24 protein-coding genes and 1 tRNA gene are annotated in these 24,658 nt (G+C 33.9%); 14 read left to right on the top strand and 11 right to left on the bottom strand.

What is annotated here, in order from left to right; translation table 11 throughout:
- The 3 genes from FFONT_RS05160 to panB all read left to right on the top strand — a co-directional run bounded on the left by FFONT_RS05160 (position 1) and on the right by panB (position 3,058).
- Positions 1–1,128: a polysaccharide deacetylase family protein gene (locus FFONT_RS05160; protein ID WP_014558179.1), complete on the top strand. Its 1,128-nt coding sequence runs from the start codon at positions 1–3 to the stop codon at positions 1,126–1,128.
- A gap of 23 nt (positions 1,129–1,151) precedes the next feature.
- Positions 1,152–2,051: a ketopantoate reductase family protein gene (locus tag FFONT_RS05155; protein WP_014558178.1), complete on the top strand. Its 900-nt coding sequence runs from the start codon at positions 1,152–1,154 to the stop codon at positions 2,049–2,051.
- Between the two features lie 230 nt (positions 2,052–2,281).
- Positions 2,282–3,058, top strand: a complete 777-nt coding sequence (gene panB / locus FFONT_RS05150; protein WP_148683855.1) for a 3-methyl-2-oxobutanoate hydroxymethyltransferase — start codon at positions 2,282–2,284, stop codon at positions 3,056–3,058.
- Positions 3,059–3,066: 8 nt separating this feature from the next.
- Here the strand turns inward: panB and FFONT_RS05145 are convergent, their stop codons facing one another.
- A complete protein-coding gene (locus tag FFONT_RS05145; RefSeq protein ID WP_014558176.1) occupies positions 3,067–4,224 on the bottom strand; it encodes a nucleotidyltransferase family protein in 1,158 nt (385 codons plus the stop codon).
- 6 nt (positions 4,225–4,230) lie between these two features.
- The gene (gene glmS / locus FFONT_RS05140) at positions 4,231–6,075 is read right to left on the bottom strand and encodes a glutamine--fructose-6-phosphate transaminase (isomerizing) (RefSeq protein ID WP_148683683.1); all 1,845 of its coding nucleotides are present in this window, start codon (positions 6,073–6,075) and stop codon (positions 4,231–4,233) included.
- A 214-nt stretch (positions 6,076–6,289) separates the two neighbouring features.
- Here glmS and FFONT_RS05135 point away from each other — a divergent pair, with 214 nt between their 5' ends.
- Positions 6,290–7,789, top strand: coding sequence for a carboxypeptidase M32 (locus FFONT_RS05135; protein WP_014558174.1), 1,500 nt, complete (start codon positions 6,290–6,292; stop codon positions 7,787–7,789).
- A 5-nt stretch (positions 7,790–7,794) separates the two neighbouring features.
- Here FFONT_RS05135 and FFONT_RS05130 read toward each other — a convergent pair whose 3' ends face one another.
- Both FFONT_RS05130 and FFONT_RS05125 read right to left on the bottom strand, forming a co-directional pair.
- Entirely contained in the window at positions 7,795–8,166 is a 372-nt protein-coding gene (locus FFONT_RS05130; RefSeq protein ID WP_148683682.1) for a hypothetical protein, read from the bottom strand.
- A 139-nt stretch (positions 8,167–8,305) separates the two neighbouring features.
- Positions 8,306–9,094: a D-aminoacyl-tRNA deacylase gene (locus tag FFONT_RS05125; protein ID WP_014558172.1), complete on the bottom strand. Its 789-nt coding sequence runs from the start codon at positions 9,092–9,094 to the stop codon at positions 8,306–8,308.
- Between the two features lie 80 nt (positions 9,095–9,174).
- On the opposite strand from FFONT_RS05125, the gene FFONT_RS05120 reads away from it, so the two are divergent.
- From FFONT_RS05120 to FFONT_RS05105, 4 genes are read left to right on the top strand one after another with little or no spacing between them, the layout of a single operon-like run.
- Positions 9,175–10,080 (top strand): hypothetical protein, encoded by a 906-nt coding sequence (locus tag FFONT_RS05120; protein WP_148683681.1) that lies wholly within the window; start codon positions 9,175–9,177, stop codon positions 10,078–10,080.
- 12 nt (positions 10,081–10,092) lie between these two features.
- On the top strand, positions 10,093–10,728 hold the full coding sequence (locus FFONT_RS05115; RefSeq protein ID WP_014558170.1) for a hypothetical protein: 636 nt from the start codon (positions 10,093–10,095) through the stop codon (positions 10,726–10,728).
- Positions 10,715–11,581, top strand: a complete 867-nt coding sequence (locus FFONT_RS05110; protein WP_014558169.1) for a triphosphoribosyl-dephospho-CoA synthase — start codon at positions 10,715–10,717, stop codon at positions 11,579–11,581. The genes FFONT_RS05115 and FFONT_RS05110 overlap by 14 nt, the downstream gene beginning before the upstream one ends.
- A 54-nt stretch (positions 11,582–11,635) precedes the next feature.
- Entirely contained in the window at positions 11,636–12,169 is a 534-nt protein-coding gene (locus FFONT_RS05105) for a methyl-accepting chemotaxis domain-containing protein (protein ID WP_014558168.1), read from the top strand.
- 3 nt (positions 12,170–12,172) lie between these two features.
- Here the strand turns inward: FFONT_RS05105 and FFONT_RS05100 are convergent, their stop codons facing one another.
- From FFONT_RS05100 to FFONT_RS05075, 6 genes are all read right to left on the bottom strand, one after another.
- Complete coding sequence (locus FFONT_RS05100; RefSeq protein ID WP_148683680.1) at positions 12,173–12,631, bottom strand: HAD family acid phosphatase; 459 nt, start codon at positions 12,629–12,631, stop codon at positions 12,173–12,175.
- A gap of 24 nt (positions 12,632–12,655) precedes the next feature.
- Positions 12,656–13,246, bottom strand: coding sequence for a hypothetical protein (locus FFONT_RS05095; protein ID WP_014558166.1), 591 nt, complete (start codon positions 13,244–13,246; stop codon positions 12,656–12,658).
- Positions 13,221–14,600, bottom strand: a complete 1,380-nt coding sequence (gene serS, locus FFONT_RS05090) for a serine--tRNA ligase (protein WP_014558165.1) — start codon at positions 14,598–14,600, stop codon at positions 13,221–13,223. The genes FFONT_RS05095 and serS overlap by 26 nt, the downstream gene beginning before the upstream one ends.
- A 345-nt stretch (positions 14,601–14,945) precedes the next feature.
- Positions 14,946–15,713: a peptidylprolyl isomerase gene (locus tag FFONT_RS05085; RefSeq protein ID WP_148683679.1), complete on the bottom strand. Its 768-nt coding sequence runs from the start codon at positions 15,711–15,713 to the stop codon at positions 14,946–14,948.
- Between the two features lie 299 nt (positions 15,714–16,012).
- Positions 16,013–16,549, bottom strand: coding sequence for a hypothetical protein (locus FFONT_RS05080; protein ID WP_014558163.1), 537 nt, complete (start codon positions 16,547–16,549; stop codon positions 16,013–16,015).
- Complete coding sequence (locus FFONT_RS05075) at positions 16,528–17,523, bottom strand: RsmB/NOP family class I SAM-dependent RNA methyltransferase (RefSeq protein WP_014558162.1); 996 nt, start codon at positions 17,521–17,523, stop codon at positions 16,528–16,530. Before FFONT_RS05075 ends, FFONT_RS05080 begins: the two co-directional genes overlap by 22 nt.
- Before the next feature lie 95 nt (positions 17,524–17,618).
- Here FFONT_RS05075 and FFONT_RS05070 point away from each other — a divergent pair, with 95 nt between their 5' ends.
- From FFONT_RS05070 to FFONT_RS05045, 6 genes are all read left to right on the top strand, one after another.
- Positions 17,619–18,992, top strand: a complete 1,374-nt coding sequence (locus FFONT_RS05070) for an acetate--CoA ligase family protein (RefSeq protein ID WP_014558161.1) — start codon at positions 17,619–17,621, stop codon at positions 18,990–18,992.
- Positions 18,993–18,997: 5 nt separating this feature from the next.
- Positions 18,998–20,899: an indolepyruvate ferredoxin oxidoreductase subunit alpha gene (gene iorA, locus FFONT_RS05065; protein ID WP_148683678.1), complete on the top strand. Its 1,902-nt coding sequence runs from the start codon at positions 18,998–19,000 to the stop codon at positions 20,897–20,899.
- A gap of 2 nt (positions 20,900–20,901) precedes the next feature.
- Complete coding sequence (locus FFONT_RS05060) at positions 20,902–21,513, top strand: indolepyruvate oxidoreductase subunit beta (protein WP_014558159.1); 612 nt, start codon at positions 20,902–20,904, stop codon at positions 21,511–21,513.
- A gap of 83 nt (positions 21,514–21,596) precedes the next feature.
- Positions 21,597–21,673 (top strand) — tRNA-Lys (locus FFONT_RS05055).
- Between the two features lie 206 nt (positions 21,674–21,879).
- Entirely contained in the window at positions 21,880–22,701 is an 822-nt protein-coding gene (dph5, locus tag FFONT_RS05050; protein ID WP_148683677.1) for a diphthine synthase, read from the top strand.
- The gene (locus FFONT_RS05045; RefSeq protein ID WP_014558157.1) at positions 22,691–23,374 is read left to right on the top strand and encodes a pantoate--beta-alanine ligase; all 684 of its coding nucleotides are present in this window, start codon (positions 22,691–22,693) and stop codon (positions 23,372–23,374) included. Before dph5 ends, FFONT_RS05045 begins: the two co-directional genes overlap by 11 nt.
- A gap of 5 nt (positions 23,375–23,379) precedes the next feature.
- On the opposite strand, the gene FFONT_RS05040 is transcribed toward FFONT_RS05045, so the two are convergent.
- A complete protein-coding gene (locus tag FFONT_RS05040) occupies positions 23,380–24,651 on the bottom strand; it encodes a Ni/Fe hydrogenase subunit alpha (RefSeq protein ID WP_014558156.1) in 1,272 nt (423 codons plus the stop codon).
- Between the last annotated feature and the right edge of the window lie 7 nt (positions 24,652–24,658).

The raw sequence follows: 24,658 nt of genomic DNA, 5'->3' as shown, positions 1-24,658 counted from the left end.
ATGCTTCGAAAAGCTATTATTATAGCTGTGTTGATTGTTGCTATTTTGACTATCGTATATTTTTCATTTGAGAGAGCTGAAGCTGAATCTCAGAGCTCATACATAACATTTAAAGGAGTGCCAAAACTTTACGGCAACTATGACACTGCGGTGATTATAAGATTAGATGACTTTGTTGCAGATCCTTATTATATTTCTCATGGATTTCCCGTCATTCCTGGAAAATCAACAAAAGCTTACCAGGAGTACGAACTAGATCTTATAAATTATTTAATAAATAATCATCCCGAAGCAAGACTGGTTTTTGGTATAGTAACTTCGGATAATTCGGGAGAAAACAATACATATATATGGAATTTGTACAGAGAGGTAGTTGAAGAGTATGGATGGGAAGCAGCATCGCATACCAGGTATCATCAACCGCCACCTAGAAATATAACTGACATATTAGGTAGTTTGAAAGATATAGAGGGTAATATAAGCGGATATACTGTACATACATACATTCCTCCTTACGGCAAAGTAACTAAAAATGAACTGTCTATATTGAGAGAGAATGGCATAAAAATCGTGATGAGTGATAAACCATTTGAAATTACTTTGCCTAAAAATTGGTACGATGTTCATATAAGCCTAAAAATGAGTGACAGATTGCCTTGGATTGATATACTTAGGCTAGAGCTGAGTCTCGCAAAATATACAAAGAACGGTTGCATTATTATTTATACACATCCTACTTCGTTTGACTGGAAAGACCCCGAACAAATGATAAAAGCTTTTAATGAAATGCTAAATATAGTTGAAAAAGGTAATAATTGGATAACGACTCCATACGAACTTTATAGATATAGCGAAGAGCAGAGCTCAGTTTCTATAAAGGCCATAAACTCTACCTCTTTCTACGTGTACTTTGATAGAAAATTGAACTTTTCTAGCCAAGATATCTTGCCCGTTACTTTAGTTTTCCAAGTTTCAGGAAAAGTTACTGATGTTACTGCAAATGGAATACAGCTGCAAAAGTTAAATAGCTTTGGATACGTTCCGAAAGAAGGGTATTTGATTCGTGGTAATTTACTTTACATTAATATTGTACCGCCTAAATCAATTAATATCGTGATCGATAAGTAAAATTTAAAATTAGGTAGCCTGAATTGCATGAACACGAATATTGCATAATTGGTGCAGGAAATATAGGTATTCTTCTGTCATATTTTCTGAGAAATGAGGATGTAGCAATTATTAAGAAAAATAATTCAGAAATAACTTATGTTAGATTATTAAATGGTGAAAAAAGCTGGGAGCAAAGGTTTGTTTCGTTTGAAATAGAAAACAATTTTTTTTGCAGAAAAGCTTTAATAGCAACAAAAGCTTACAATGTAGAAGAAGTTGTAAGTAAAATAAAAGGAAAAGCGGAAAATGTTTTTTCGTTCCAAAATGGGTTGGGCATAATAGAAATTCTTGTTAATAATTTTGGTGTGAAAAATTCGTTTGGTTCCTCAATAACGTATGGAGTCTCGTCTTGTGGCAAATACTGTACCGAGATTAAAGGTCTGGGTGAAATAATTGTAGGCCAGCTAGGTAAAAAATATGATGAAAATGTTCTATCTGAGTTTTCATATGCTATAAAAAAAGGTGGTGGAAACATAGAAGTTGTTGATGACATTATGCCTTATTTGTGGCTAAAAGCAATAATTAACTCTGCGATAAATCCAATAACTACACTGCTTGGTAGTAAAAACAAAGCTGTTATAGAAAATGATTTTGCTCAGAGTCTGGCTTTAAAAACAATAAAAGAAGGTGAAAAGGTTGCAAGTGCTTTAGGCATTAAGCTTCCTTCAGATCCTGAAAAAATGCTATTTGAAATTGCAACAAAAACAGGAGAAAATTATAGCAGTATGCTACAAGACATAAAAAACAAAAAAAGAACAGAAATAGATTATATAAACGGCTATATAGCTCTCCAAGGAGAAAAACTTTCGTTGAACGTGGAAACAAACAAAACTCTCTATCTAATGGTAAAAGCTCTAGAAAAAGAGCTCTTTATTACTTAAACTTATTTCTATATATCTCTCTAAAAAAGATATCTCTTGCCGTTTTATTGCAAAAATTAATGAATTTGTTGATTGTTTTAGAAAATTTTTAAGTTATAAATAAGGTAAGTAAAAATATTTTATTATCTCTCCATATAAATAAATATTCTTATTTATTTTAAAACTGAGATAATTTAGCAAATTAGTTCCAATTTTAGAGCGGGGTGCTCTTTTTGGACGAAAAAATAACCATGAGAAAGTTCATAAAGAAGAAAGAGCTTAAGGAAAAAATCGTTATGATAACAGCGTATGACACACCATTTGCTAGAATTGCTGACAAAGCGGGTGTGGACTCTATTTTAGTCGGAGATTCATTAGCTATGGTAGTTTTAGGGATGGAAAATACCATTAACGTCTCTCTAAGAACAATGATAGATCACGTAAAAGCGGTAGCTAGAGCGAAGCCAAGAGCACTTATTGTGGGAGACATGCCATTTATGAGCTACGAAGTGAGCTCAAAACAAGCTCTTAAAAATGCATCCCTAATGATAAAAGGAGGAGCAGAGGCAGTTAAGCTTGAAGGAGGAGAAGAAATAATTGAACAGGTAAAAAGTCTTGTAAGAGCGGGGATCCCTGTCATGGGACATATTGGTTTGACACCGCAAAGATTTCTGAGGCTCGGAGGTTATAGGATGATCGGGAAAAAGCCGTTTGAAGAAGAACAACTACTAAGAGACGCCGAAGCACTTCAGGAAGCCGGTGTTTTTTCAATAGTAGTAGAATACACACTATCTGAAGTTGCAAGAAAAATTACAGAAAAGCTCTCAATACCGACAATTTGTATAGGTTCTGGTCCATATTGCGATGGACAAGTTTTAGTTCTTCACGACTTATTAGGTCTAACCGAAAAACCGCCTTCTTTTGCAAAAAAGTACGCAGATTTATCAAAAATCGCAGAAGAAGCAATAAGTAAATATGCAAGTGAAGTTAGAAATGGCATTTTTCCGGGAAAAGAACATTATACTTAAAAAAATTTTTAAGGGTATATTTTTCTTGACTCTATGATAGTTCCTGGTTTAAGTACACTGCCACCATTGATTAAAGACCCTTTTCCTAAAATTACACCTCTTTTAATATAGAATTCCCCAAGCCTTTTTGCTTCATGTGGGTCATAATTCAAAGTAACTACAAATGGCTTGAATGTCGCATTTTCCCCTAATATACTGTCAGTAACTAGACAGTTTGATCCTATAGTTACTCTAGGGCCTATATAGCTTCTTTTAACCTCTACTCCTGAACCCAGTACAGAGCTTTCTTCCAATGAAACATAGTTTCTAACTAAGCTATGCGCACCGATAAATGACCTCTTACCTATGTATACAGGTCCTTTGATAACTGTATAATGATCTATTACGGCACCATCTTCAATTAATACAGGACCTTCTAATACAGCAGTTGGGCTAACTTTTGCTTCTTTACTGATAAACTGACCAGAAATTTTTTGAAGGAGCATTTTCATGGCATTGAGAATAGACCAGGGGCTTGCGAATGAGACGTATTCCCCTGTGTAAATATAGAAGGGCGGATTAGTTTCATTTATAAGCTTTAATAATGCCTGATTATAATCTTTAATGCTTAAATCTATTTTTCTAAGTAAGAACTCTTTTTCTGAAACAATTATTCCTGAGAATATGTAGAAGGAGGATGCGTTATTTTTGATAAGATATGCCTTCTTCACATTACCCTCGACAAACTCAACATCTACGCCGATCTTCCATACAAGATCTTCTAACTTCTGACTTCCAGGTACAAGTGCAATCAGCATAGAGCTTCCTTTTTCGTTCCATTTATAAAGTAACTCTCTTATAAAGCCTTCATTTAATAAAAAGCTACCTAAAACTAGTATTATCTCCTGAGAATTTGAATTCTCGACTGCATTTTTTAATGAATTCAAGAAATCCAGTTTGCCTGTTTCTTCCAATTTCACCCTCTTTCCTATGAGTTCATATACTTCACTAGATATATTTGAATAATAGACAGACATGTCATTTATTCCTTCATTTTCAAATGACTCTATCACTCTAACTCCAATCGGTTTTCCCAATAATTTTAAATTAGGAAGAGGTTCTCCGCTTTCAGTTATTGGATAAACAGACTCTATCTCATTATGTGACAAATATATTAAAGAGACCATATTTCATCACTCCACTGTTACAGTTTTTGCTAAATTCCTAGGTTTGTCAGGGTCTAAACCCCTCACAACTGCAGTATAGTAAGAAAGAAGCTGGATCGGAGGAATAAGAGAATACGGTTCTAGAAGCAAATCAACTTTTGGAACAGTAATTGTCAATCTTGGTTGCAAATTTTCAAGCTTTTCCTCTGATGCTAAAGCAATAGTGTAAGCATCTCTAGCATTCATTTCTGCAATGTTGCTAGCTATTTCTTCATATGTATCTTTAGTAACTACAAAGAAAACAGGAAAGTCCTTCTCGATTAATGCTATTGGACCATGTTTAGACTCGCCGGCAGGATAAGCTTCAGCATGTATGTAGGTTATTTCTTTCATTTTAAGAGCAGCTTCATAAGCTAAAGGAACGCCTAAACCCCTACCTAAAAAGTAAATGCTATTTTTACTTGAAAACCTCTCTGGCAACTTTTTCATTATACCTTCAGTCATACTAATTGAGCTCCCTACAATATTGGGTGAATAGCTAAGTGTATTTATCATTTGATTATATTCTGTTTCATTTATCTTTCCAATCGATTTTCCAAGGTTTACTGCTAGCATACTTCCAACTAAAACCTGTGTGAGAAAAGTCTTGGTAGCTGCCACTCCGATCTCTGGCCCAGCTCGCATAGGTACTACGTAATTAGCTTCTCTTCCTATCGTGCTTCCTATGACGTTTGTGATCGCAAAAATCACTCCGCCTCTATTTTTTGAAGATCTCATTGCCTTAATTGTATCTATAGTTTCACCACTTTGACTTATGACTATAATTGCAGTGTCGTTATCTACTAAGTATTCAATATTTTTATATTCGGAGGATATAAACGTATAGACTGCTCTTCCTGTTATTTTTTCAATAAAATATTTAGTAACAAGACCAGCATGATAACTCGTCCCTGCCGCGGCTATAAATATCTTATCTTTTTTGGAAATAAGATCTGCTGCTTCAATTATCGTTTCATCGCTAATAAGTCCTTCAAATGTGCTTTTTAGCGCCAAGGGTTGCTCATATATTTCCTTTATCATATAATGAGGATAGCCTCCTTTTTTCGCCATTTCGGGCTTCCAATCAACAAGGATTTTTCTTTTCCTTATTTCGACGATGCCAGCCTTCAAGTTTTCAATAAATACTTCTCTGGGGGATAACCAACCAATATCACCATCATTTAATGGCACGAATTCATTTGTGTATTCCAGCATTGCAGGTATATCGCTTGCTAAAAAATTAGAAGATTTTGAAAGGCCTATTATAAGCGGACTCTCTTTTTTAGCAAAGAATATTTTTTCTGGTTCATAAGTAGTGACGACCGCCAATGCAAAGCTACCCTCAAGCATAGAAATTGATTTTTTGAATCCTTCGTAAAAATTGCTAGATGTACTTGCTAATTCTTCTATAAGATGTGCTACAACTTCAGTATCTGTATCGCTTTTGAAAGTATGACCTGAGTTTAATAGCATCTTTTTTAGGCTTAGAAAATTCTTTATTATTCCGTTGTGGACTAACGCTATGTCACCCTTGCAATCAGTGTGGGGATGGGCATTTATATTTGTAGGAGCTCCATGTGTAGCCCATCTTGTATGACCTATACCTATGCATCCAGGAGTAAGCAAAAATGAGTATTCTTTAGAAACATCATCTAGCTTTCCTTTACCTTTTTTTACTATAATTTTTCTAGTATTTTTATCTATTAGTGCAATTCCAACGCTATCGTAACCTCTATATTCGAGGGACTTAAGTCCTTTTGTAATTATTTCAGCGGCCTTAAACTCTGAGCAGTTATTATTAACATCAATCGCTACTCCAATTATTCCGCACAATATGAACACCGCTAAAATTTCTAATGTTCTTAACAAGTTTTTAATAATATATTTCTATTTAATTTAAAAAGTTACCCTAAAAATTTTTTATCTCTAGCTATAGTTTTAAACTAATATTGTGCTTGAATTTAGTAATTGGCAAAATATTTATAAAAATTTATTTAAACTATTATAGTCATCTATAAAGAATTTTCACAAATTTAGGTGTTAAGAAATGGGAGAAGTTTTTGAAAACAGCGTAATAAAAGAAATTATTAATAGATATAAATTTATTTGGAGCATTGACTATGCAATGGGTCTTTTGGAATGGGACATGGAAACTTATATGCCAAAAGAGGGCATTATAGAAAGAAGTATTGCGAATAGACATCTCTCCGTCTTAGAGCATAGGCTTCTTCTAGATCCAGAGCTTGTATCATTAGTAGAAAAGGCAAAAAGCATCGAAACGCTAAACGATTATGAAAAAGGCGTAGTAAGAGTTCTCGACAGAGAAATTACAAAAGCCAAAAAGATACCAGAGTCTCTAATTGCGGAATTAAGAGAGGTAACTATAAGAGCACATGAAGCATGGGTTACTTCTAGAGAAAAGAATGATTTTAGTATATTTAAACCATATCTAGAGAAGATTGTTGAGCTTGAGAAAAGGATGGCAGATTATCTGGGATATGTTGAGCATCCATACGATGCCTTAATAGACTACTATGAAGAAGGCTGGACTACAAAAGATGTAGAAAGAATGTATGATTCCATTATTCCTGAACTGAAATCTATTCTAGAAAAAGTAATGAGCGATAGCAGATATCCAAAATGTCATTATCTAGAAAGCTACAAATATGATATTACAAAAGCTGTAGAAATCAATAACAGGTTACTCGATATACTAGGATTTCCAAGAACTAGAGCTAGAATTGATGTTTCTGAACATCCATTTACTATAAACTTTGGAATAAGAGATGCCAGAATAACTACTCGTTATGAAGGCTACGATATTAAGAGGACCATATATTCTGCAGTACATGAATTCGGACATGCAACTTATGAATTACAGATCGATGAATCTCTTTCCGGAACTCCACTTGCCAGAGGAGTAAGCATGGGAATTCATGAAAGTCAATCTAGATTTTGGGAAAATGTTGTAGGAAGAAATTTTGCATTCACAAAAATTGTTGGAAGTCTGATTAGAGAATACTTCCCAGAACTGAAAAACTTTAGCGATGAAGATATTTATTATTACATAAATACTGTTAAACCTAGCTTAATTAGAGTAGATGCTGACGAACTTACTTACAACTTCCACGTAGCTTTAAGATTTAGGATAGAAAAAATGCTAATAGGAAATGAGATAAAAGTTTCTGATGTTCCAGACATATGGAATAATACTATGGAAGAGTACCTTGGAATTAGACCTAAGGATTACAAAAGCGGTGTACTTCAGGATATACATTGGAGTCAGGGAAGCATAGGATATTTCCCGACGTACAGTTTAGGTACTATAATATCTGCTCAGGTCGGATACGCGATTGAGAAAGATCTAGGCAAAAAGCTTGGAGATATAATTGACAGCAGAAATTTTGCAGAAATTAAAGAATGGCTTAAAAGAAAAATCCATAGATTTGGCGCAACATATGCTCCTAAAGAGCTGATAAGACGCAATCTAAATGAAGATGTAAATCCTGAATACTATATAAGCTATCTCAAAAATAAATATCTTTAAAAAATTTATCTTTTTTTCTTTTTCTGATTTTTCTCGTAATGCAGTTCAATTGTTTTTATCATCTTTTTTGTGTATTGAAGTATTGATATAAAAAGAGGAAAAAGTATTAGTATAGAAACTACTAAACCTATAGGAAAGCCAAACCTATACAAAAATAACGAATATAGAGCTAAAGAAGAAAGCAACCATGCGATGTAAGCAACGAGGTTGAAAAATCTTAGCTGGGCTATTTTTTTGGGATGAGATTCAAGTTCATTTTGATAATAAGCAACTAGCAACAGTATTAAGCTAAAGAAACCAAACAGTGATTGATAAATCTTTATAGAATTTCCAAATATGTTTACAAATTCGCTATATAACGGAGAATTAGAAGACATAATAAAGAACATTGCTAAAAATAAAATACTCAGCCCCCACATTATATTGCTAATTCTCATATCAGATAACCCGTTAGAAATCTCTTACCCTTTTGTATATATAAGCTAGTTTATAAACATATTAAGTTAATTGGTGTTATTAAAAGTACACAAATTTTACATTTCTTTCTTTTGCCTTTTTTTCAATTTCTTCTCTAAATTCTCTTGTACCTATTTTCTTTTCTGCATATACAGAATTTATTCCTTCATAATTCTTATCATAAATCTGATCTAGTACAAAAGAATCAATTCCTTCTTTAATGGCATACTTAGGAACAAGATGCCCAAAGCATACATTATTTTCTATACTAATTTTTGTATGCCGTTCGCTGTAATGACCTCCTCCAAATCCTATAGCTTTTTCGCAATCAGGCAACCTGTCTTCTTTTAAAAGCATATAAGCATCATATACTGCCTCAGCCATTAATTTCTGCAGTTCTTTATCCTTCCACTCTTTTTCTGAGCTTCCTATTTCAACATAAACCAATGGACGAGTTATATTTGTTGGTCCATGGTGAGTAGCTTCATAAGATACTTTCATCTTTTCAGCTAGCCCGTAATAGCTTACGAGAGAATGTATTTTCTTTATAAGAAATCCAGACAGCCTTGGAAAAGAAACGCTTATTTCTCGAGGCCTTCCACCAAGCAGTGCTTTAGAAGTGAGATTTCCCGTATGATGAACAGTTAAACAGGGGATCCCTGCCTCACTCATGTGCATAGAAAGAACGATGAAAGCATTATATTCTTTAAAATCTTCTAAAAAGGAAAACTCAACGTCATTTACATCAAATCCTTTTATTTCAATTTCACTGCCGCTTATTTTTTTCAATTCTTCAGCCATTCCAACTCCTGCAGGATCTTGGTAACTGAATGTTACGAGGGCTCTCATTTTTTATCAGCTTTTATTTAAGTTTAATTTTAGTTATGAATAAAAATAATCACTAACAAAAAATAAATTTGATGTATAAAATGATTGAAGGTTTTATTGTTGAATATAAAAATACTTATTGGATAATCAGATCTTACTATGATTTTGGGGATTATTTATTTGCAATTCCACGTTATGTTTTTGACATGAACAGAACAATCAAGGAAGTTAAAGAAGCAATAGAATTCGTAAGCACTTATTATCCTGAGAAGTTGCAAGAATGCAAGTGTTTTGGAAGAAAGGTTCCATTCCTTAAGAAAAGTGAAGTTGGCAGAGTTTTAGATCCTAGATCAGTAGCCTTGGAGGTTTCAAATCCGCTGCACAAAAAAGCTATGAAATTACTTTCAGAGCTGAGAGAACACACAAATAGCGTTGATATAGGTATAACGGGCGGGATTCTTGTAGGGAAGAGAACCAGTGATATTGATGTAATCGTTTATGGCAGAAAGACGTGCGAGGAAGTTTACAAATTTCTTATGGAAAGTAAAACTCTAGAAAAATATGGTAGAAATGAAGTATTGAACCTACTAGAAAATAGAAGAGAAAAATACTATAATGAATTAATTGTCAAAAGAGAGATGGAAAAAATTTTGCAAGGTAAATTTGAAGGGGTGGATGTATATATAAGATTAGTTCCTTATACACCTAAATGCCCACAAAAGTGCACTAGAAGCATCGAAAAATTAGGCACTATAACAACAAATGTTACAATTACTGATTCCTCCTTATCCTATTTATATCCATGTTCATATAGGGCATTTGATAATAAAAGCAGAAAAGAAATAACAATTACATCTGATAGAGGAAGATTTTGCGAGATTTTAAAACCTGGAGATTTTGCATTTGTAAGGGGAGAACTGGAAAGAGTCAATGACGAAGGAAAAACTTTCTTGCAACTGTATTTGTGGGATAATGAGCATTTTTTACTTCCGATTGAAAAGCAATAGGGTGATCCAGCTTTGGCTTGGAAAAAAATTGCAATTGATAGGCTGATAAAAAATTTAGATAATATAGATAAAACATATACAGAGTCTATAGCAGTATTAAACAAGCTAACAAATCACCCTTTTTTTCTAGGAGTATATTTAGATACTGAGCATCTCAAGGGTACTGCCAGGCTTTTCCCTGGTAGTTATATTTATTCTTTAATTGAGAAGAAAAAAGTTAAAGCTGGCGATATAATTACTTTGAATTATTCTAATTCATTTGATGAGATCTTTCAGCTTTTCTATTTAAAAAAGTTAAAAATCGTTAAGGGAAAAAAGGTCCCCCCTCATACAAATCGTAGCTATTTTCTTATCCCTACGACTATCGAGGAAATAACTTTGAAAGATGGGCTGATTTACTTAAAGCTTTCAATAGAAGAAAATGTATGGATAAAAATTGAAAATCTGCTTCCTCCATATAGACCTGTAAATTTACTGATTGAGGCTATAATAAGTCATAGCAGGCTGTATTTAGGAATTTCCGATAGTGAGGAAATAAATTACATCAAAAGATTACTCTCTAATATAAGGAGGACAACTGAGAATGAGAGACTTCTTTCATATATCAAATTTATAGAGGAGATGATAGAGGGGTATGAAAAAAATTGAAAGAAAAACGATCGATGATGTGAAATTTTCTATCTCTTTATCTATGATGCTTGAGCCAACTGGATGGGGAATAGGAGGAAATGTATCTAGGATGAAAGATCATCTTGATAAGACGCTACAGGATTACATATATATAGGATTTCTATCAGGTGATATTTTAATAGACAATATATTGAGATTTAATTCTGATTTAGGAGAGGGTTTTCTAAAATCAATGAAAAGCATAATAGAAAAGACGGGAACCAATACAAGTTTTGGAACGGTGTTTTTAATCTTTTTTAATGCTGCGTCAATAATCTTAAAAAACAAAAGAGACTTAAATGAAATTGGGGAAGGTGCTTTTTCATATCTTATTTCAATCAAGCCGAGTATTTACTTCAAATCTTTGATGCTTACTAACTCGAGTTTTCTGCATAGATTCTCATCCTCTCTTTATCCATCACTCACAGATGTTTTCACCAATTATGAAAAGTGGGATGATAAAAAACTCATAGACTTTCTTAGACTGAACATATTTGATCCTGTTAGCCAAGAAGCATCAACATGCTTTACAAACTCCATAAGAGAAGCTGAAAAGCTTATAAAAGAAGAGCACTGTTCTATCCCTACATCGGAAGAAATTGATAAGCTTTTTCGCAGTTTTTGTTGTAAATATAACGATTATATAGTCTATAGGAAGTACGGATTAGAACGCTCGGAAAGTTGTGCAAGAAGTTGTTGCGAAGGAAAAAGTCCTGATGAACTATGCTCTATGGGATCTTTATCGGATCTCGTCGCCTTAACATTATTTTTTTATTTTTATAAATGCAAATCAAATAATATAATGAGAAAATCTAACTTTCCCCAATTCTGATCTTCAAATAGAAACTTTTCAAATTACCTATAGCTAAACTTGGAATGAGAAAAAATGAAAGCAAAAAAGACGCTCAAAGATTTTTTGAAGGGCGAAAAGGAAGAAGAAACACATAATGATGAGATAGAGGAAATCATCAAAAGAATGGATATTTTAGAAATGAAGGTTTCTGAACTGGAAAAAAAGATCGAAGAACTGAGGGAAAAAATTAATGAAATTGAAAACGTATTTGGAAGAAGCAAGGAAGCATCTGGAAAAATAGAACAGATAAACATGCTTTTAGATAAACTAAGAAACAAAGGTTATTTAAAAGAATCAGAAGATCTTGCTAGAGTAAAAGATAAAGATTTCGTAGCAGATAGAATAAAGAAGTTAGGTGCTATAGAAGTTATCGGGACCAAGGATAGATATTTAATCTACCCCAGAAAATGGAAAGAATTTTTAGAAAAACTTTCAAGCATTAGCGACAGTGATCCTTCAAGCGCGGCTGAAAAGATTGGGGATCTTAAGGAGCTCTTTTTTGAGCTTTTAAAAGAAGGTTTGATTTACTTTGATGCAAAGAATAGAAAGTGGAAGAGCATAAGCTGATCCTTATATGGATTCTACTTTATTTCCTTTATGCAAAAAGAATTTTGTTCCTTTAATTTTATATTTCAACATATAAATGACTTCTTCGGAGTCTTCATGAACTTCACATATATTACAACCTGAGTCTCTCAGCTCAAGGATTTTCTTTACTTTCCACTCTTCTATTTTATCTATGTTATTAGGTCTGAAAATGATCTTTATCTCTTTCAACTCAACGCCAAAACTAGAAAGCTCCTGTGTCGTTTTCTTTCTAACTCTCTCCGGTCTTCCAGTTACTATAACAATTTTTCCTACTTTCTTTTTCTCCTCAAGCAATTTTATTCCGAGTTCCCTTGGTTTATCAAAAGCCATTAATCTATCAGAATAGAAATCTTCTTTATTTTCATTTAATCCGTATTTTTCAATTCTTTCGGTATTATCAATAATTACTCCATCGATGTCAAATATAATGCAACAATCCAATTGAGACATCATATTATTTTTGAATTAAGAGCTTGAAATATTTTTTGGAAAAATCATCGTGAAGTGTGAATAGTCGTCTTCTATAGCAATTCCTCCAATTTTAAAAAAGATGATACCACTTATGCAACAAGCAAAAGCATCCGAAAGTCCTTTATTCAGTGAAGTGCCTAATAGCTTTTCTGAAAGTTGTTTTGTGTTACTATAGCCAAGAATTTTTGAAGCGGTATATGGATGAGTTTCAAAAATAACCAGTTCTTTATACTTTGATAAAAGCTGATGAGACAACAATTCGCCTCTTTGGCCAAGTTCTTTTATTGACTTAAAAGAAAGAGGAAGAAGCTTTCCGCCCAATTTAAGAGCTATTAAATCCATGGATCTAAATTTTACTCCACTTTCTGAAAAGAGGGGGGAATCAAATAGAACGTATATCTTCGTTCTTTTTTTCAATCCGTATAAGCTATCAATAATGTTAATTATTTCTTCATTCTTGTGAATGGTGAAGAAATTAAAAGTACGGCTTAAAGAGAAAAATATACAGATTGGAGAAGGTTTGTTCTCTTTAGCAGATAAATCTATACCAATAAATATTTTATCTTTTTCTTGGCTTAAGGACATCAGTCGGTGCGCCTGGAATATTTTCTAAATATTTCTTCAGTACAGAAGGTATTGCGACATTTCCCTCTTCATCTTGAAAGTTTTCTACTATTGCAGAAATAGCCCTAGTTGTTGGAATTCCAGTGCCATTTAATGTATGAAGGTACTCTCTTCTTCCATCGCTTGCTTTGATATACGTTAAGTTAGCCCTAAAAGCCTGCCAATCCAAAACCTGGCTAATGCTAGCAATTTCTCTATATTTTCCTTGTGCGGGCATCCAAACTTCAATATCGTATTTCTTTGCAGCAGGCAATCCAAGCTCGCCACTCACCACATTAACTACTCTATATGGTAGACCTAAGCCTTGAAGTATTTCTTCAGTATTTGCTACCATTTCATCTAAGAATTTCCAGCTATTATCGGGATGGGCAAACACAAATTGCTCAACTTTATGAAACTGATGGACTCTGAAAATTCCTTTTAAATCTCTATTGCCTGCGCCTGCTTCTCTTCTAAAGCAAGGACTCCAACCAACAAGTTTAAGCGGAAGATCTTGCTCCCTTATCGGATTATCATATGCAAGTCCCATTAATGGGTGCTCAGCAGTTCCTATAAGATTGAGATCTTCGTTTTCAATTTTGTATATCATGTCTTTAAAAGAAGAATAGTCCAAAGCTCCTTCTAAAACTTCTGTTCTAAGCATATAAGGAGGTATTATCGGAATGAATCCTTTTCTAGTTATAACATCTAACGCATAAAGGCTAATAGCAAAATCTAACCATACTATATCTCCAATAAGATAGAAAAACCTGGATCCAGCTACCTTAGCTGCCTGATTTGTATCTGCCATATTTAAAACTTTTTCCAACATATCAGCGTGTCCTATAAAACTCTTGTTTTCTACAAGATCAAAATCTACTTTAAATCCCCACTTTTCGGTTTGTTTTTTGAATTCCTCAAGCTTGTCAGTAGTGACTTTTGGCCTGCCCCAAAATTTAACTGGCAAGTTATCTTCATCTGAAGTGCCATAAGGTACGTCTGGTGCTAAAATGTTCGGAAGTTTTTTCAACGAATCATACCAATTTCTCTCAGCTTCGCTTACTTCTTTTTCTTTTTCCTCTAAAAGTTGAAGAATTTCCTTAGCCTTTCTCAGCAGTTCATTCTTTTTTTCTTGATTATTCTCTTTAGATAGTTCCTTTGTTAGGGAGTTGTGTTCTCTTCTTAAATTTTCTACTTCCCTAAGCTTACTTCTATATGCCTTATCTATTTCAATAGCCTCTCTCACAATGCTTTCGTCTAGACCCCTTCTCTTTACCATTTGCATGTATTCATCAGGGTTATTTCTAAGATATTCTAGCACAGTCCATTTAGGCATTTATTTACACCTCGTTCTCTTCCCATAGAACAAAGAAATGCCCAATGTATTAAATTTTGTTCATTTAATATCCCGGGAAGAGATAAGTTTTATCCTTATTAAATTAATATTTATAAAACAACTCTTTTTAAGTTAAACTTTTGTTTCTTCTTAAAGAATAAGAATTTTAGATGTTGATTTCTAATATCATTTTTTACTTATATTGACTTGCTAAAGTATTATATTGTTTTTTATTAACTGATATATCTCAAGACAAAATTATCAGATTCTTTTATTATTCCTTTATTTAAATTGCAACAAATTTTATAAAAATTTCTTATATCGCAAAAAATACATTGATAAATTTTATTGCTTGGCTTCTTCTTTAGGTTTCTCTTCACTTGGTTTTTCTTTTTCCTCAGCAGTTTCTTCCTTCGGCTTTTCAGGTGCGATTATTTCTTCAATAAATTCAACTTTTTTAATTCCTTCAATATAGTTAAATATTTCTCTAGCTAATGCCCTTTTTGCTAGTTGAATATCTGGATTAATCATCTCAGTTTCAGGTATTTTTATTTGAACAAAGCCTTCCTCTTTGGATATTTTTATGTTATAATCATCGATATTTTTAGGTCTTAGCCTCCTCTTCAATAATGCCTTTACTTTTTCATCGTCATTCTGTAAATATTTTATCACTTTAACTTCGTAAACAATAGTTTTTCCTGCCAAAGGATGGTTAAAATCTACTAATACTCTTCCTCCAGTTACATCTCTTATTAATGCAGGTACGCCATTTATTTCTACAACTTTTCCAGGAACAGGCTCTACGTCGCCTTTTTTAAACTCTCTTATTGGTATTCTTCTAAGCCTATTCGGATCTCTCTCTCCATAAGCTTTTGAAGGAGGTAATTCTATTACTTTCTGCTCTCCTTCATTCATTTCTTGTAGCGCTTCTTCCAGACCTTTGACTACTCTCCCTTCTCCTATTATAACTAACGTTGGCTCATATGTTTTATTTTCATCATAGATGTTACTTTCTTTCGCTTTCTCAGAATTTGTTGTATCAACCACTGTATTAGTTTCCTTAACAGTAGCTGTATAATCGATCAATATAAAATCTTTTTCCTTGAAAGGCATTGCATACACCTCTATATGAATATTATATTGTTTTCTTTTGTTTAAATGCTTTCTAAAATACACATGCTTTTATTATTTCCTAATAGGTTATAATGCTTTATTTAATATGGAATTTTAATTTAATAGAGTTTATATCTTTTTAAGAAATTCGTTGTTTTTTATTTATTAACTTCATAAAATACCTTGTCCTTATTACAACTGAAGGTCTTGTCATTTACAACTGAAACCCTCGCCCTTTAGGGCAGGGAGGAGGTCAGAGTGACAAGGAAGTCAATATATGCTCTAAGATAAAAGAAGTTCTAAGAAAATTCAAATCCTCTGAGGTAAAGACCGATGTCTGCAAGAGGAACCAATATTTTTCTCTTTAAAATACCCCACCCTAAGAAAGTTTCGTCCTGAAGTAAAACCAGATATATGCCGCTTTCGTTTCTTTTTATCAATGCTATCTCATTCAAACTTATAGTTTTTCCAAAACTGATTTTTGCATTTTTAACATATATAATGCCTTTTTCGAGTTTTTTCGCTTTTAAGCTAATTTCTGAACCTAATTGAAGTGATGGTTTATATCGGTTGTTCATAATAGAACCTAAAAAAAGACCAATACTGTAGGGTAAAATACCGTTTTCTTTCAGTCTTGCATATAAATTTTCAAGCTCTTTGGACATGCAGAAGATATCTTTTCTTTTTTTCCTCTCATTGCAATAAAAAATGAAACAGTCGTTCAAGATTTTATCTACTCCATAGCCAAATACTTTTTTTAAAAAAACATCTACTTTTTTCTTTCCAACTTCACAAGGAAATATCTCTTTTAACTTTATTTTTTCCTCATCAGACATAGGAAAAACCCTTCCGTTTTATCGGTATTAGGATAAAGTCTCAAGCAGTTTTTTAGTTCGTCCCCAAAAAATATGTCATTATATTCTGGCAATCCTTCATTTCCTTTAACTCCATTGTATCTTGTAGGAAGTATTTCTATATCTTTAAGTTCGTTCAATACTTGAGATATTACGTATTCATTTTCTTCCGGAGCTATACTACATGTAGAATAAAGAATTTTGCCGCCTCTTTTCAAGAGTTTAAATGCTTTCTTAAGCATGCTTATTTGAAGAGGTATCATTTTCTTATAATCTTCAATGCCTTTTGAGAATTTTCTCTCTTTTTTATATACAATCAATCCTTCGCCTGTGCATGGTGCATCTAGCATTACTTTATCAAAATATTCATCTAGCCCATTTATTTTTAAAGCATCTGTCCTTAATACATAGACATTTTTTGCATTCAATCTCTCAATATTTACTCTTAGTTTCCATATTCTTTCTCTATTGATATCAATGCTTAAAATAATGCCTTTGTTCTTCATCAGTTGAGCCATATGAGTAGTTTTACCTCCTGGTGCAGCTGCCATATCTACAACTTTATCGTCTTCTACAGGAGAAAGAACTTCTGATGCTAACATGCTGCCGACTCCTTGAACGTATATCTTACCGGACAAATGCTCAACTGTAGAACCTATGGAAAAAGGCTCTCTTTTTATGTAATAAGCGTAATTCAAATATGGCGTTTTTTCTAAAATAAATCCTTTTTCTGTTAAACTTCTCTCGACCACATTACAGTCTTTAACTAATATAGAGTTACATCTAAAGCTTTTTTCTATTCCCTTTTCCGCAGAAATTAAATACTCTATTGCCTCTTTATCCCCCATAAACATTATGTATCTTTGAGCCATAAAGGGAGAGATGCCAAATTTTTCGGCAATTTCTACTGCTTCCTTAGTTATTTGAATGTCAAATAATTTTTTATTAATATACAAAATTTATCAACCATTTAAAGTTAAATTTAAAATTTTAAAAATATGTATATATTATTAATAAATAAAAAATTTAAATTTGATTAGAGTTGAGAAATGTGAATTTTGATTATAGATATTTTTTTGAGCCTAAATCGATAGCAGTAATAGGAGCAAGTAACAACGAAACTAAGCTTGGGCATCAAGTTTTTAAAAATTTGCTTTCTTACAAAGGAAAAGTTTTTCCAGTAAATGTTAAAGAAGAAAGCATAATGGGAGTGAAGGCATACAAAACAATTAAAGATATACAAGACGAAATTGATCTCTCAGTGATCGTAGTACCGAAACCTGCAGTAAAGCAAGCAGTAATTGAAAGTGGAGAGAAGGGAGCAAAAGGAATAATAATCATTACTGCAGGATTTGGTGAAACTGGAGAGAGAGGGAAAGAAGAGGAAAGAGAACTAGTGAGAGTTGCCCATGACTATGGAATGAGAGTTATTGGACCTAACTGTGTAGGAGTAATGAACACTAAAATAGACTTAAATGCAACTTTTATAGAAAAAGCTAAGAAAGGAAGCGTTACCTTTATATCTCAAAGTGGTGCGCTAGGAGGAGGTATTGTGTATAAGACCATAAAAGAAAACATAGGCTTTGCAAAATTTGTTAGTGTAGGAAATATGAGCGATGTGGACTTTTCTGATCTTATAGAATATTTTTCAAGAGATCCTGATACAGCCTCAATACTTTTATATTTGGAAGGAGTGAAATCTGGGAAAAGATTCTTAGAAGTTTTGAAAGAGCACTCAAAAGAAAAACCTATAATTGCTTTAAAAGGAGGAATATACAGTACAGGGGCTAGGGCCGTATCTTCTCACACAGGTAGCATTGCCGGAAATGCCGAAATTTTTATGACAGCCTTAAAGCAAGGAGGGGCTATAAAAGCTAAAACCATTGATGAAGCTTTGTCGATGGCTAGATCCTTCACGCAACCACTTCCTAAAGGGAAAAGAGTAGGGGTCATAACAAATGCTGGAGGTGCAGGAGTTTTAATTTCCGATTTGATAGAGGAAAATGGTTTAGAAATGTCTAAGCTTAAAGATGAAACAATAAGCTATCTCTCATCCTTTCTCCCTCCTATGGCATCTCTTAAGAATCCTATTGATATGATAGCTAGTGCTACTGGTAATGATTACTATAGAGCAACTAAAGCTCTTTTGAAAGATGATGATGTAGACATAATTATAGAGTCTTGCGTCGTTCCCACATTCGGAGGCATGACCAGAACTGAGCATGCAGAGGGCATAGTAAAAGCGATTAATGAAAGCGAAGTCAAGAAACCTATCCTAGCGATGTTTATGGCAGGAGATATAAGCGAAGATGCTAAAAGGTTTCTTGAAAGCAACGGAATACCTACATATGAGAGACCTGAAGATGTAGTTTCAGCTACAAGAGCTCTTTACTCTTTTAGCTTAATTTCCTCAAAAAATAGGTGAAAAAAATGAACATTAAAGAAATAATTCTAAATAAAGAGGCTGGAAAAAGAGCTTTTTTGCTTGGAAATGAAGCAATAGTAAGAGGTGCTTTAGAAGGGAATATATCATTTTTTGCTGCATACCCTGGAACACCTAGTAGCGAAATTCTAGACACTTTTTCTGCTATAGCAAAAGATGCAGGAGTATATGTAGAAGTTTCAAGTAATGAAAAAATTGCCTATGAAGCTGCTTTGGGTGCTTCATGGAGCGGACTCAGATCTATGACCTCAATGAAGCATGTTGGTCTGAATGTTGCAGCAGATGCATTTATGAGCACTGCAATGAATGGAGTTAAAGGCGGTTTTGTCATAGTTGTTGCAGACGATCCAAGTATGTGGAGTAGCCAAAATGAGCAAGATACGAGACTTTTTGCTAAGCTAGCTAATCTTCCAGTCGTTGAGCCAAGTTCTCCCGATGAAGCGAGACTATTTGCGAAAGAGCTTTTTGAATTGAGTGAAAAGTTCGATACTGCAGTTGTTTTGAGGTCAACTACAAGGCTTTCGCATATGAGAGGAGAAGTAGTTTTTGGACCTCTGCCTGAAAGAACACAGGCTGGAAAAAGAGCCTCAGGTGATTTTTCAAAGAATCCGGAGAAATTTGTTAACCTCCCATTAAACGCCAGGATTCTTAGACTGGAATCATTAAAGAGAATAGAAAAAATTAGAGAAGAATTTAATCATAAATTTAATTACATTGAAGGAGATAAAAGCTCAAAAGTAGGAGTTATAGCTAGCGGATTAGCATATGCATATGTAAAAGAAGCGCTTAGCTGGCTAGATATCAATGATGTAAAAATACTAAAGCTCGGGACACCTTTCCCAGTACCATTTGGACTCTTAAACGAATTTTTCAATGGTTTGGAAAGAGCTATAATAGTTGAAGAGCTTGAACCTGTAGTAGAAGAGCAGGTGAAAACTTGGGCTTTTGACAAAAATATTAAAGCAGAGATAAGGGGAAAAGACCTCGTTCCGAGATATTATGAGCTTTCTACTGATAGAGTTGTTACTTCGTTGGCCAAGTTCTTTGGAATTAAATCGCCAGTTGATATTGAAAGGGCAGAATTTATAGAAAAAAACATTGAGGCTAAAATCCCAAGAAGACCACTCGTGTTCTGCCCTGCGTGTCCTCATAGGAACGTTTTTTATGTAATCAAAAAAGTCACAGGGTACAATGGAATATATCCAAGCGACATTGGGTGTTATACTCTCGGATACTATCCTCCAATGAAGCTTGTTGATACAAGCACACATATGGGTTCATCGATAGGTCTAGCTCATGGGATAAGCAAGGCATTAGAGGGCAGTGCTTCAAAAAAACCGATTATAGCAACAATAGGCGATTCTACATTCTTTCATGCAGGTCTACCTGCTCTCGCAAATGCTATCTATAATAGGTCCAATTTCATATTGTTTGTACTTGACAACAGAACAACCGCAATGACTGGACATCAGCCTCACCCCGGAACGGGCTATTCTATTTCTAACAACGGAAAAGAGATAAAAATAGAAGACATAGCTAAAGCAATGGGTGCAGACTATGTTGAGGTTGTTGATCCATATGATATGAAGGCAACTGAACAAGCTTTAAGAAAGGCTCTATCTGTTAACGGAGTAAGCTTTATAGTAGCTAGGAGGGAGTGCGCTTTGCTTTACGCTTCAAGAGTGAGAAGATCTGGCCAGAAATTTAAGAGATATGTCATAGATGAAGAAAAGTGCACAGGATGCAAAACATGCATTCTTACATTTGGCTGTCCCGCAATTTCCTGGAACTCTGATAAGAAAAAGGCATTCATTCAAGAAGACCTTTGCTATGGCTGTGGCAGTTGTGTAAGTGTTTGTCCGTTTAACGCTATACACGAAGGTGAGTAAAAATGAAAGAATATAACATCATAATTTCAGGTGTTGGAGGTCAGGGTGTAATAACAATAGCTAACTTGATAGGGCTTGCTGCGTTCAAACAAGGTATTAAGGCGAGAGTAGGAGAAATACACGGATTAAGTCAGAGATTTGGAAGCGTATTTACGCATGTAAGAATAGGCGAAGATGTATATAGCTCTATTGTACCGCTTGGGAGGGGCGATCTATTAATCTCGCTTGAAGCAATTGAAACGCTTAGATACTTAAAATATATGAAAAAAGATGGTCTCATATTAATGAATACTTTGATGACAGAACCTTTTAAGACCATATCAGTTGATCCGAAAATCGCTGATATTAATGAAATAAAGAAAATGATGAAGAGCGCCTTTGATGGAAAAATACTGATAATTAATGGAAATGAGCTTACAGAAAAACTAAAAAATAGTTTGCTCTTAAATACAGCAATTATTGGAATTGCGCTGACCATTCCTGGTTTTCCATTAAAGGAAGAAAGCATAAAAGCATCTATTGAGGAAATGTTCGACAGGAAGTATGTTGAATTAAATATTAGAGCGCTCGAAGTTGGAATGAATTATGGTAAAGAAATTCTCTCAACTCAATAACAACTGAAGCTACGTTTAAAAACACATAGAAAAAAATAAAAATCTTTTTTCATCATTTGATAAAATAAGACATGGAATATAATGGGCCCGTGGCTCAGCCAGGTAGAGCAGCGGGCTTTTAACCCGTTGGTCCCGGGTTCAAATCCCGGCGGGCCCGCCACATTAAATGAAGATGGGCTCCTAAACATTTTATATCTATAAGGAAAGATTGAAGATTTATAAGTTCAATGTTATATTTCTTTTTTGGAAGGAAGATTTGAAATAACTCGTCATGAGCGAAATTTAGACCATATTGCTCCCTTATGCCTTAATAAATACAAAATAAATAATAAATATTCTAAAATATTCTAAGGAGTGCCAATAATAATGACCAACAATGAAATTACAAATGGAAAGTGCTTAGGAGAATTGAGCTTTGTTGGATTGGGGCTATCGCTTTCTCACATCTCAATAGAAGGGATAAAAAAACTTAAGTCCTCTGATTTTATATTTTTAGAGGGCTATACTAGTTTTTATTTTCCAGAAATTAATGCGGCAATGAAGGTCATAGGTATAAAAAGTGACCGTTTCAAGATTATTAGTAGAAGAGATATCGAAGAGAAGTCTGGACAAGAAATTATTGATTTATTGTTAAAAGGAAAAAACATTTCAATGGCAGTGATAGGCGATCCTTTTATTGCGACAACACATCTCTCTTTAAAAAACTACGCGAAAGAAAAAGGTTGCAAGGTTAATTATATTCCAGGAATAAACATTTTTTCCTATGCTATGTCAGCTACTGGTCTCTTTAACTATAAATTCGGTCCGTCTGCAACAATCGTTTACAAAAGAGAAGGCATACTTTCAGTTTATCCTTATTTAGTTTTATCAGGAAACTTAAGCAGAGGACTTCATACTTTTTTCTTTTTGGACATAGACGCGGAGAGAGGTCCATTGAATGCTAGTGAAGCAATTAAGTTACTAATAGAAATGGAAAAAGAAGAGAGATTAGGGATAATTACGCCTGAAACAAAAATTGTTGTTCTAGAAAGACTTGGCTGGCCTGATGAGAAGATATATTACGGTAAAATAAGTCTCCTTTATAACATGAGATTTAATCCGCCTAATTCTATTATTATTCCTGGAAAGCTCCACTTTATGGAAGAACAGTCTTTAGAGGCGTTTTCAATTGAACGAAATGAAAGATAGAATTGCTACATATATAAAAATGGTGGAAAACGCTTTAGAACAGACTGAATGCCAAAAATCTTCTTTGAACAAAGAGGAGTCAGATTTAATAAATCTGGCAAAATTATATCTCGAAGATTCCAAATATTATCTTGAAAAAGAAGATCTTGTTACTTCGCTTGCAACTATTTCATATGCAGAGGGACTTTTAGATGCTTTAGCGAGGTTAGGGAAACTAAAAATTGAATGGAAAAGAGAGAAACGGAAAAAAGTCCTCATTACAGGTACGTTTGATATTTTGCATGAAGGACATATAAGATTGATAGAGGAAGCCTCTAAGCTTGGAGATGTATACGTGATAGTTTCAAGAGATGTTAATGCAAAGAAAAATAAGGGAAGAGAAGTAATCTTTCCTGAGAATTCCAGGTTAAAAATTGTGAGCTCTATCAAAAATGTAAAAATGGCAATGCTTGGAGATGAAAATGATTATCTTAAAAAAGTTATAGAAGTTTCTCCAGATATAATCGTTTTAGGACCAGACCAAAAGTTCGGTGAGGAACAATTAAAAGAAGAACTTAAAAAAAGAGGTTTAAATAATGTAGAAGTAATAAGATTAAAGAATAGGTTCAATGATTTTTATCCAAATAGTAGCACGCAGGTTATATTGGAAGTTATGAAAAAATTCTGCATTTAAAAATTTTAATGAACAGAACACGAGATGCAGGGGTCAAAGAGCCTAATTATTTTCTGAACTTCTTGATGAGCTTTTTCTAACTGTTCAGCTTTGTTTATCAATCCAATCTTCTCCAAATGGTACATTGAAAATGCCTCCATTGAGATCAAGTTTTGGGATGTTGGGGGAATTATATTTGCATCTTCAATGAGTCCGCGCTTATTTACGGTATATCTATGATAAAGGATCCCTCTTGGAGCCTCAACTGCTCCGTAGTAAGTACCTTCTTTTATCTCAAAACTTTTTTCGTTTACTTGAACATATCTATAATTATCGATAAAATCTGTTATTCTTAGGATAAATTCATAAAGTTCTGCTATTCTAGCAACTATGCTATAGCTCATATTTTTCAGCGGCGGCATGTATCCATAAGACTTCAGCATTCTCCTGACTTCTCCTCTAAGATTGTAAAAAGAAGTATTGAACCTTGAGATCGGTCCAACGACGTAGTTTTCTCCGCTTCTAAGCCTATATCTAAGAGAATTCGAGTATGGAACCTGCTCTGGTACTACTTCCTCTTCGAATTTACTTATTTCAAACCTCATTTCATCGCTACATATATTCCTTGAAATGAATGGATATTCTATAGAGTCACACAATACTAAAGGCTTTATTTTTTGCTCATAACTTGGGAATTTGTCTTGGTTGTCAAGTACGAATTCGGAAAGTTTTCTTGCATATGTAATAGCTCTTTCTGATTGCGAAGATAAAGCTTCTACTTCCTTCTTTTCTGGCATGCTGTAGACTCCACCAACTCTAATGTTAACAATATTATGGAACCTACCACCTAAAACCTTCATAAGTTTCCGAGACCACATAAACAGATCTGTTGCCATCTTATATATTTCAGGGTTCTTATTAAATACCTCTAAAGATGATGATGCATTCAAGAGATCTGGAAGTTGCAGATATAGTACGTGCAGAACATTGCTTTTGATATGTTCATTTATAAAAATCGCCTTCCTCATTTCCTCTTCTTCATAGGGAACTTCTATGCCCATTCCATATTCGAACGCCTTGGCAGATGCCATCTGATATGAAACGCTACAAATTCCACATATTCTACTAGTTATTTCGGGTGCTTCTATAGGTTTTCTCCCTTTAAGTCCAAATTCTATGAATCTCGGTGCTTCGAATATGTGAACTTCTATTCTCTTGATCTTTCCATCTCCAACAACAATATTAGCCCTGCCTTCCCCCTCGACTCTAGTTAATAGGCTTAATGAGCTCTTCTCCATTATCTTA

It is taken from the genome of Fervidicoccus fontis Kam940, assembly GCF_000258425.1.
GTDB classification, from domain to species: domain Archaea; phylum Thermoproteota; class Thermoprotei_A; order Sulfolobales; family Fervidicoccaceae; genus Fervidicoccus; species Fervidicoccus fontis.
This window is presented reverse-complemented; position numbering and strand designations above follow the sequence as displayed.

Coding starts and splice junctions, on each gene's coding strand:
- FFONT_RS05160 (WP_014558179.1), top strand. CDS start 1: ATGCTTCGAAAAGCTATTATTATAGCTGTGTTGATTGTTGCTATTTTG.
- panB (WP_148683855.1), top strand. CDS start 2,282: ATGAGAAAGTTCATAAAGAAGAAAGAGCTTAAGGAAAAAATCGTTATG.
- FFONT_RS05145 (WP_014558176.1), bottom strand. CDS start 4,224: ATGGTCTCTTTAATATATTTGTCACATAATGAGATAGAGTCTGTTTAT.
- FFONT_RS05135 (WP_014558174.1), top strand. CDS start 6,290: ATGGGAGAAGTTTTTGAAAACAGCGTAATAAAAGAAATTATTAATAGA.
- FFONT_RS05130 (WP_148683682.1), bottom strand. CDS start 8,166: ATGTCTTCTAATTCTCCGTTATATAGCGAATTTGTAAACATATTTGGA.
- FFONT_RS05125 (WP_014558172.1), bottom strand. CDS start 9,094: ATGAGAGCCCTCGTAACATTCAGTTACCAAGATCCTGCAGGAGTTGGA.
- FFONT_RS05120 (WP_148683681.1), top strand. CDS start 9,175: ATGATTGAAGGTTTTATTGTTGAATATAAAAATACTTATTGGATAATC.
- FFONT_RS05110 (WP_014558169.1), top strand. CDS start 10,715: ATGAAAAAAATTGAAAGAAAAACGATCGATGATGTGAAATTTTCTATC.
- FFONT_RS05105 (WP_014558168.1), top strand. CDS start 11,636: ATGAAAGCAAAAAAGACGCTCAAAGATTTTTTGAAGGGCGAAAAGGAA.
- FFONT_RS05095 (WP_014558166.1), bottom strand. CDS start 13,246: ATGTCCTTAAGCCAAGAAAAAGATAAAATATTTATTGGTATAGATTTA.
- serS (WP_014558165.1), bottom strand. CDS start 14,600: ATGCCTAAATGGACTGTGCTAGAATATCTTAGAAATAACCCTGATGAA.
- FFONT_RS05085 (WP_148683679.1), bottom strand. CDS start 15,713: ATGCCTTTCAAGGAAAAAGATTTTATATTGATCGATTATACAGCTACT.
- FFONT_RS05080 (WP_014558163.1), bottom strand. CDS start 16,549: ATGTCTGATGAGGAAAAAATAAAGTTAAAAGAGATATTTCCTTGTGAA.
- iorA (WP_148683678.1), top strand. CDS start 18,998: ATGAACATTAAAGAAATAATTCTAAATAAAGAGGCTGGAAAAAGAGCT.
- FFONT_RS05060 (WP_014558159.1), top strand. CDS start 20,902: ATGAAAGAATATAACATCATAATTTCAGGTGTTGGAGGTCAGGGTGTA.
- dph5 (WP_148683677.1), top strand. CDS start 21,880: ATGACCAACAATGAAATTACAAATGGAAAGTGCTTAGGAGAATTGAGC.
- FFONT_RS05045 (WP_014558157.1), top strand. CDS start 22,691: ATGAAAGATAGAATTGCTACATATATAAAAATGGTGGAAAACGCTTTA.
- FFONT_RS05040 (WP_014558156.1), bottom strand. CDS start 24,651: ATGGAGAAGAGCTCATTAAGCCTATTAACTAGAGTCGAGGGGGAAGGC.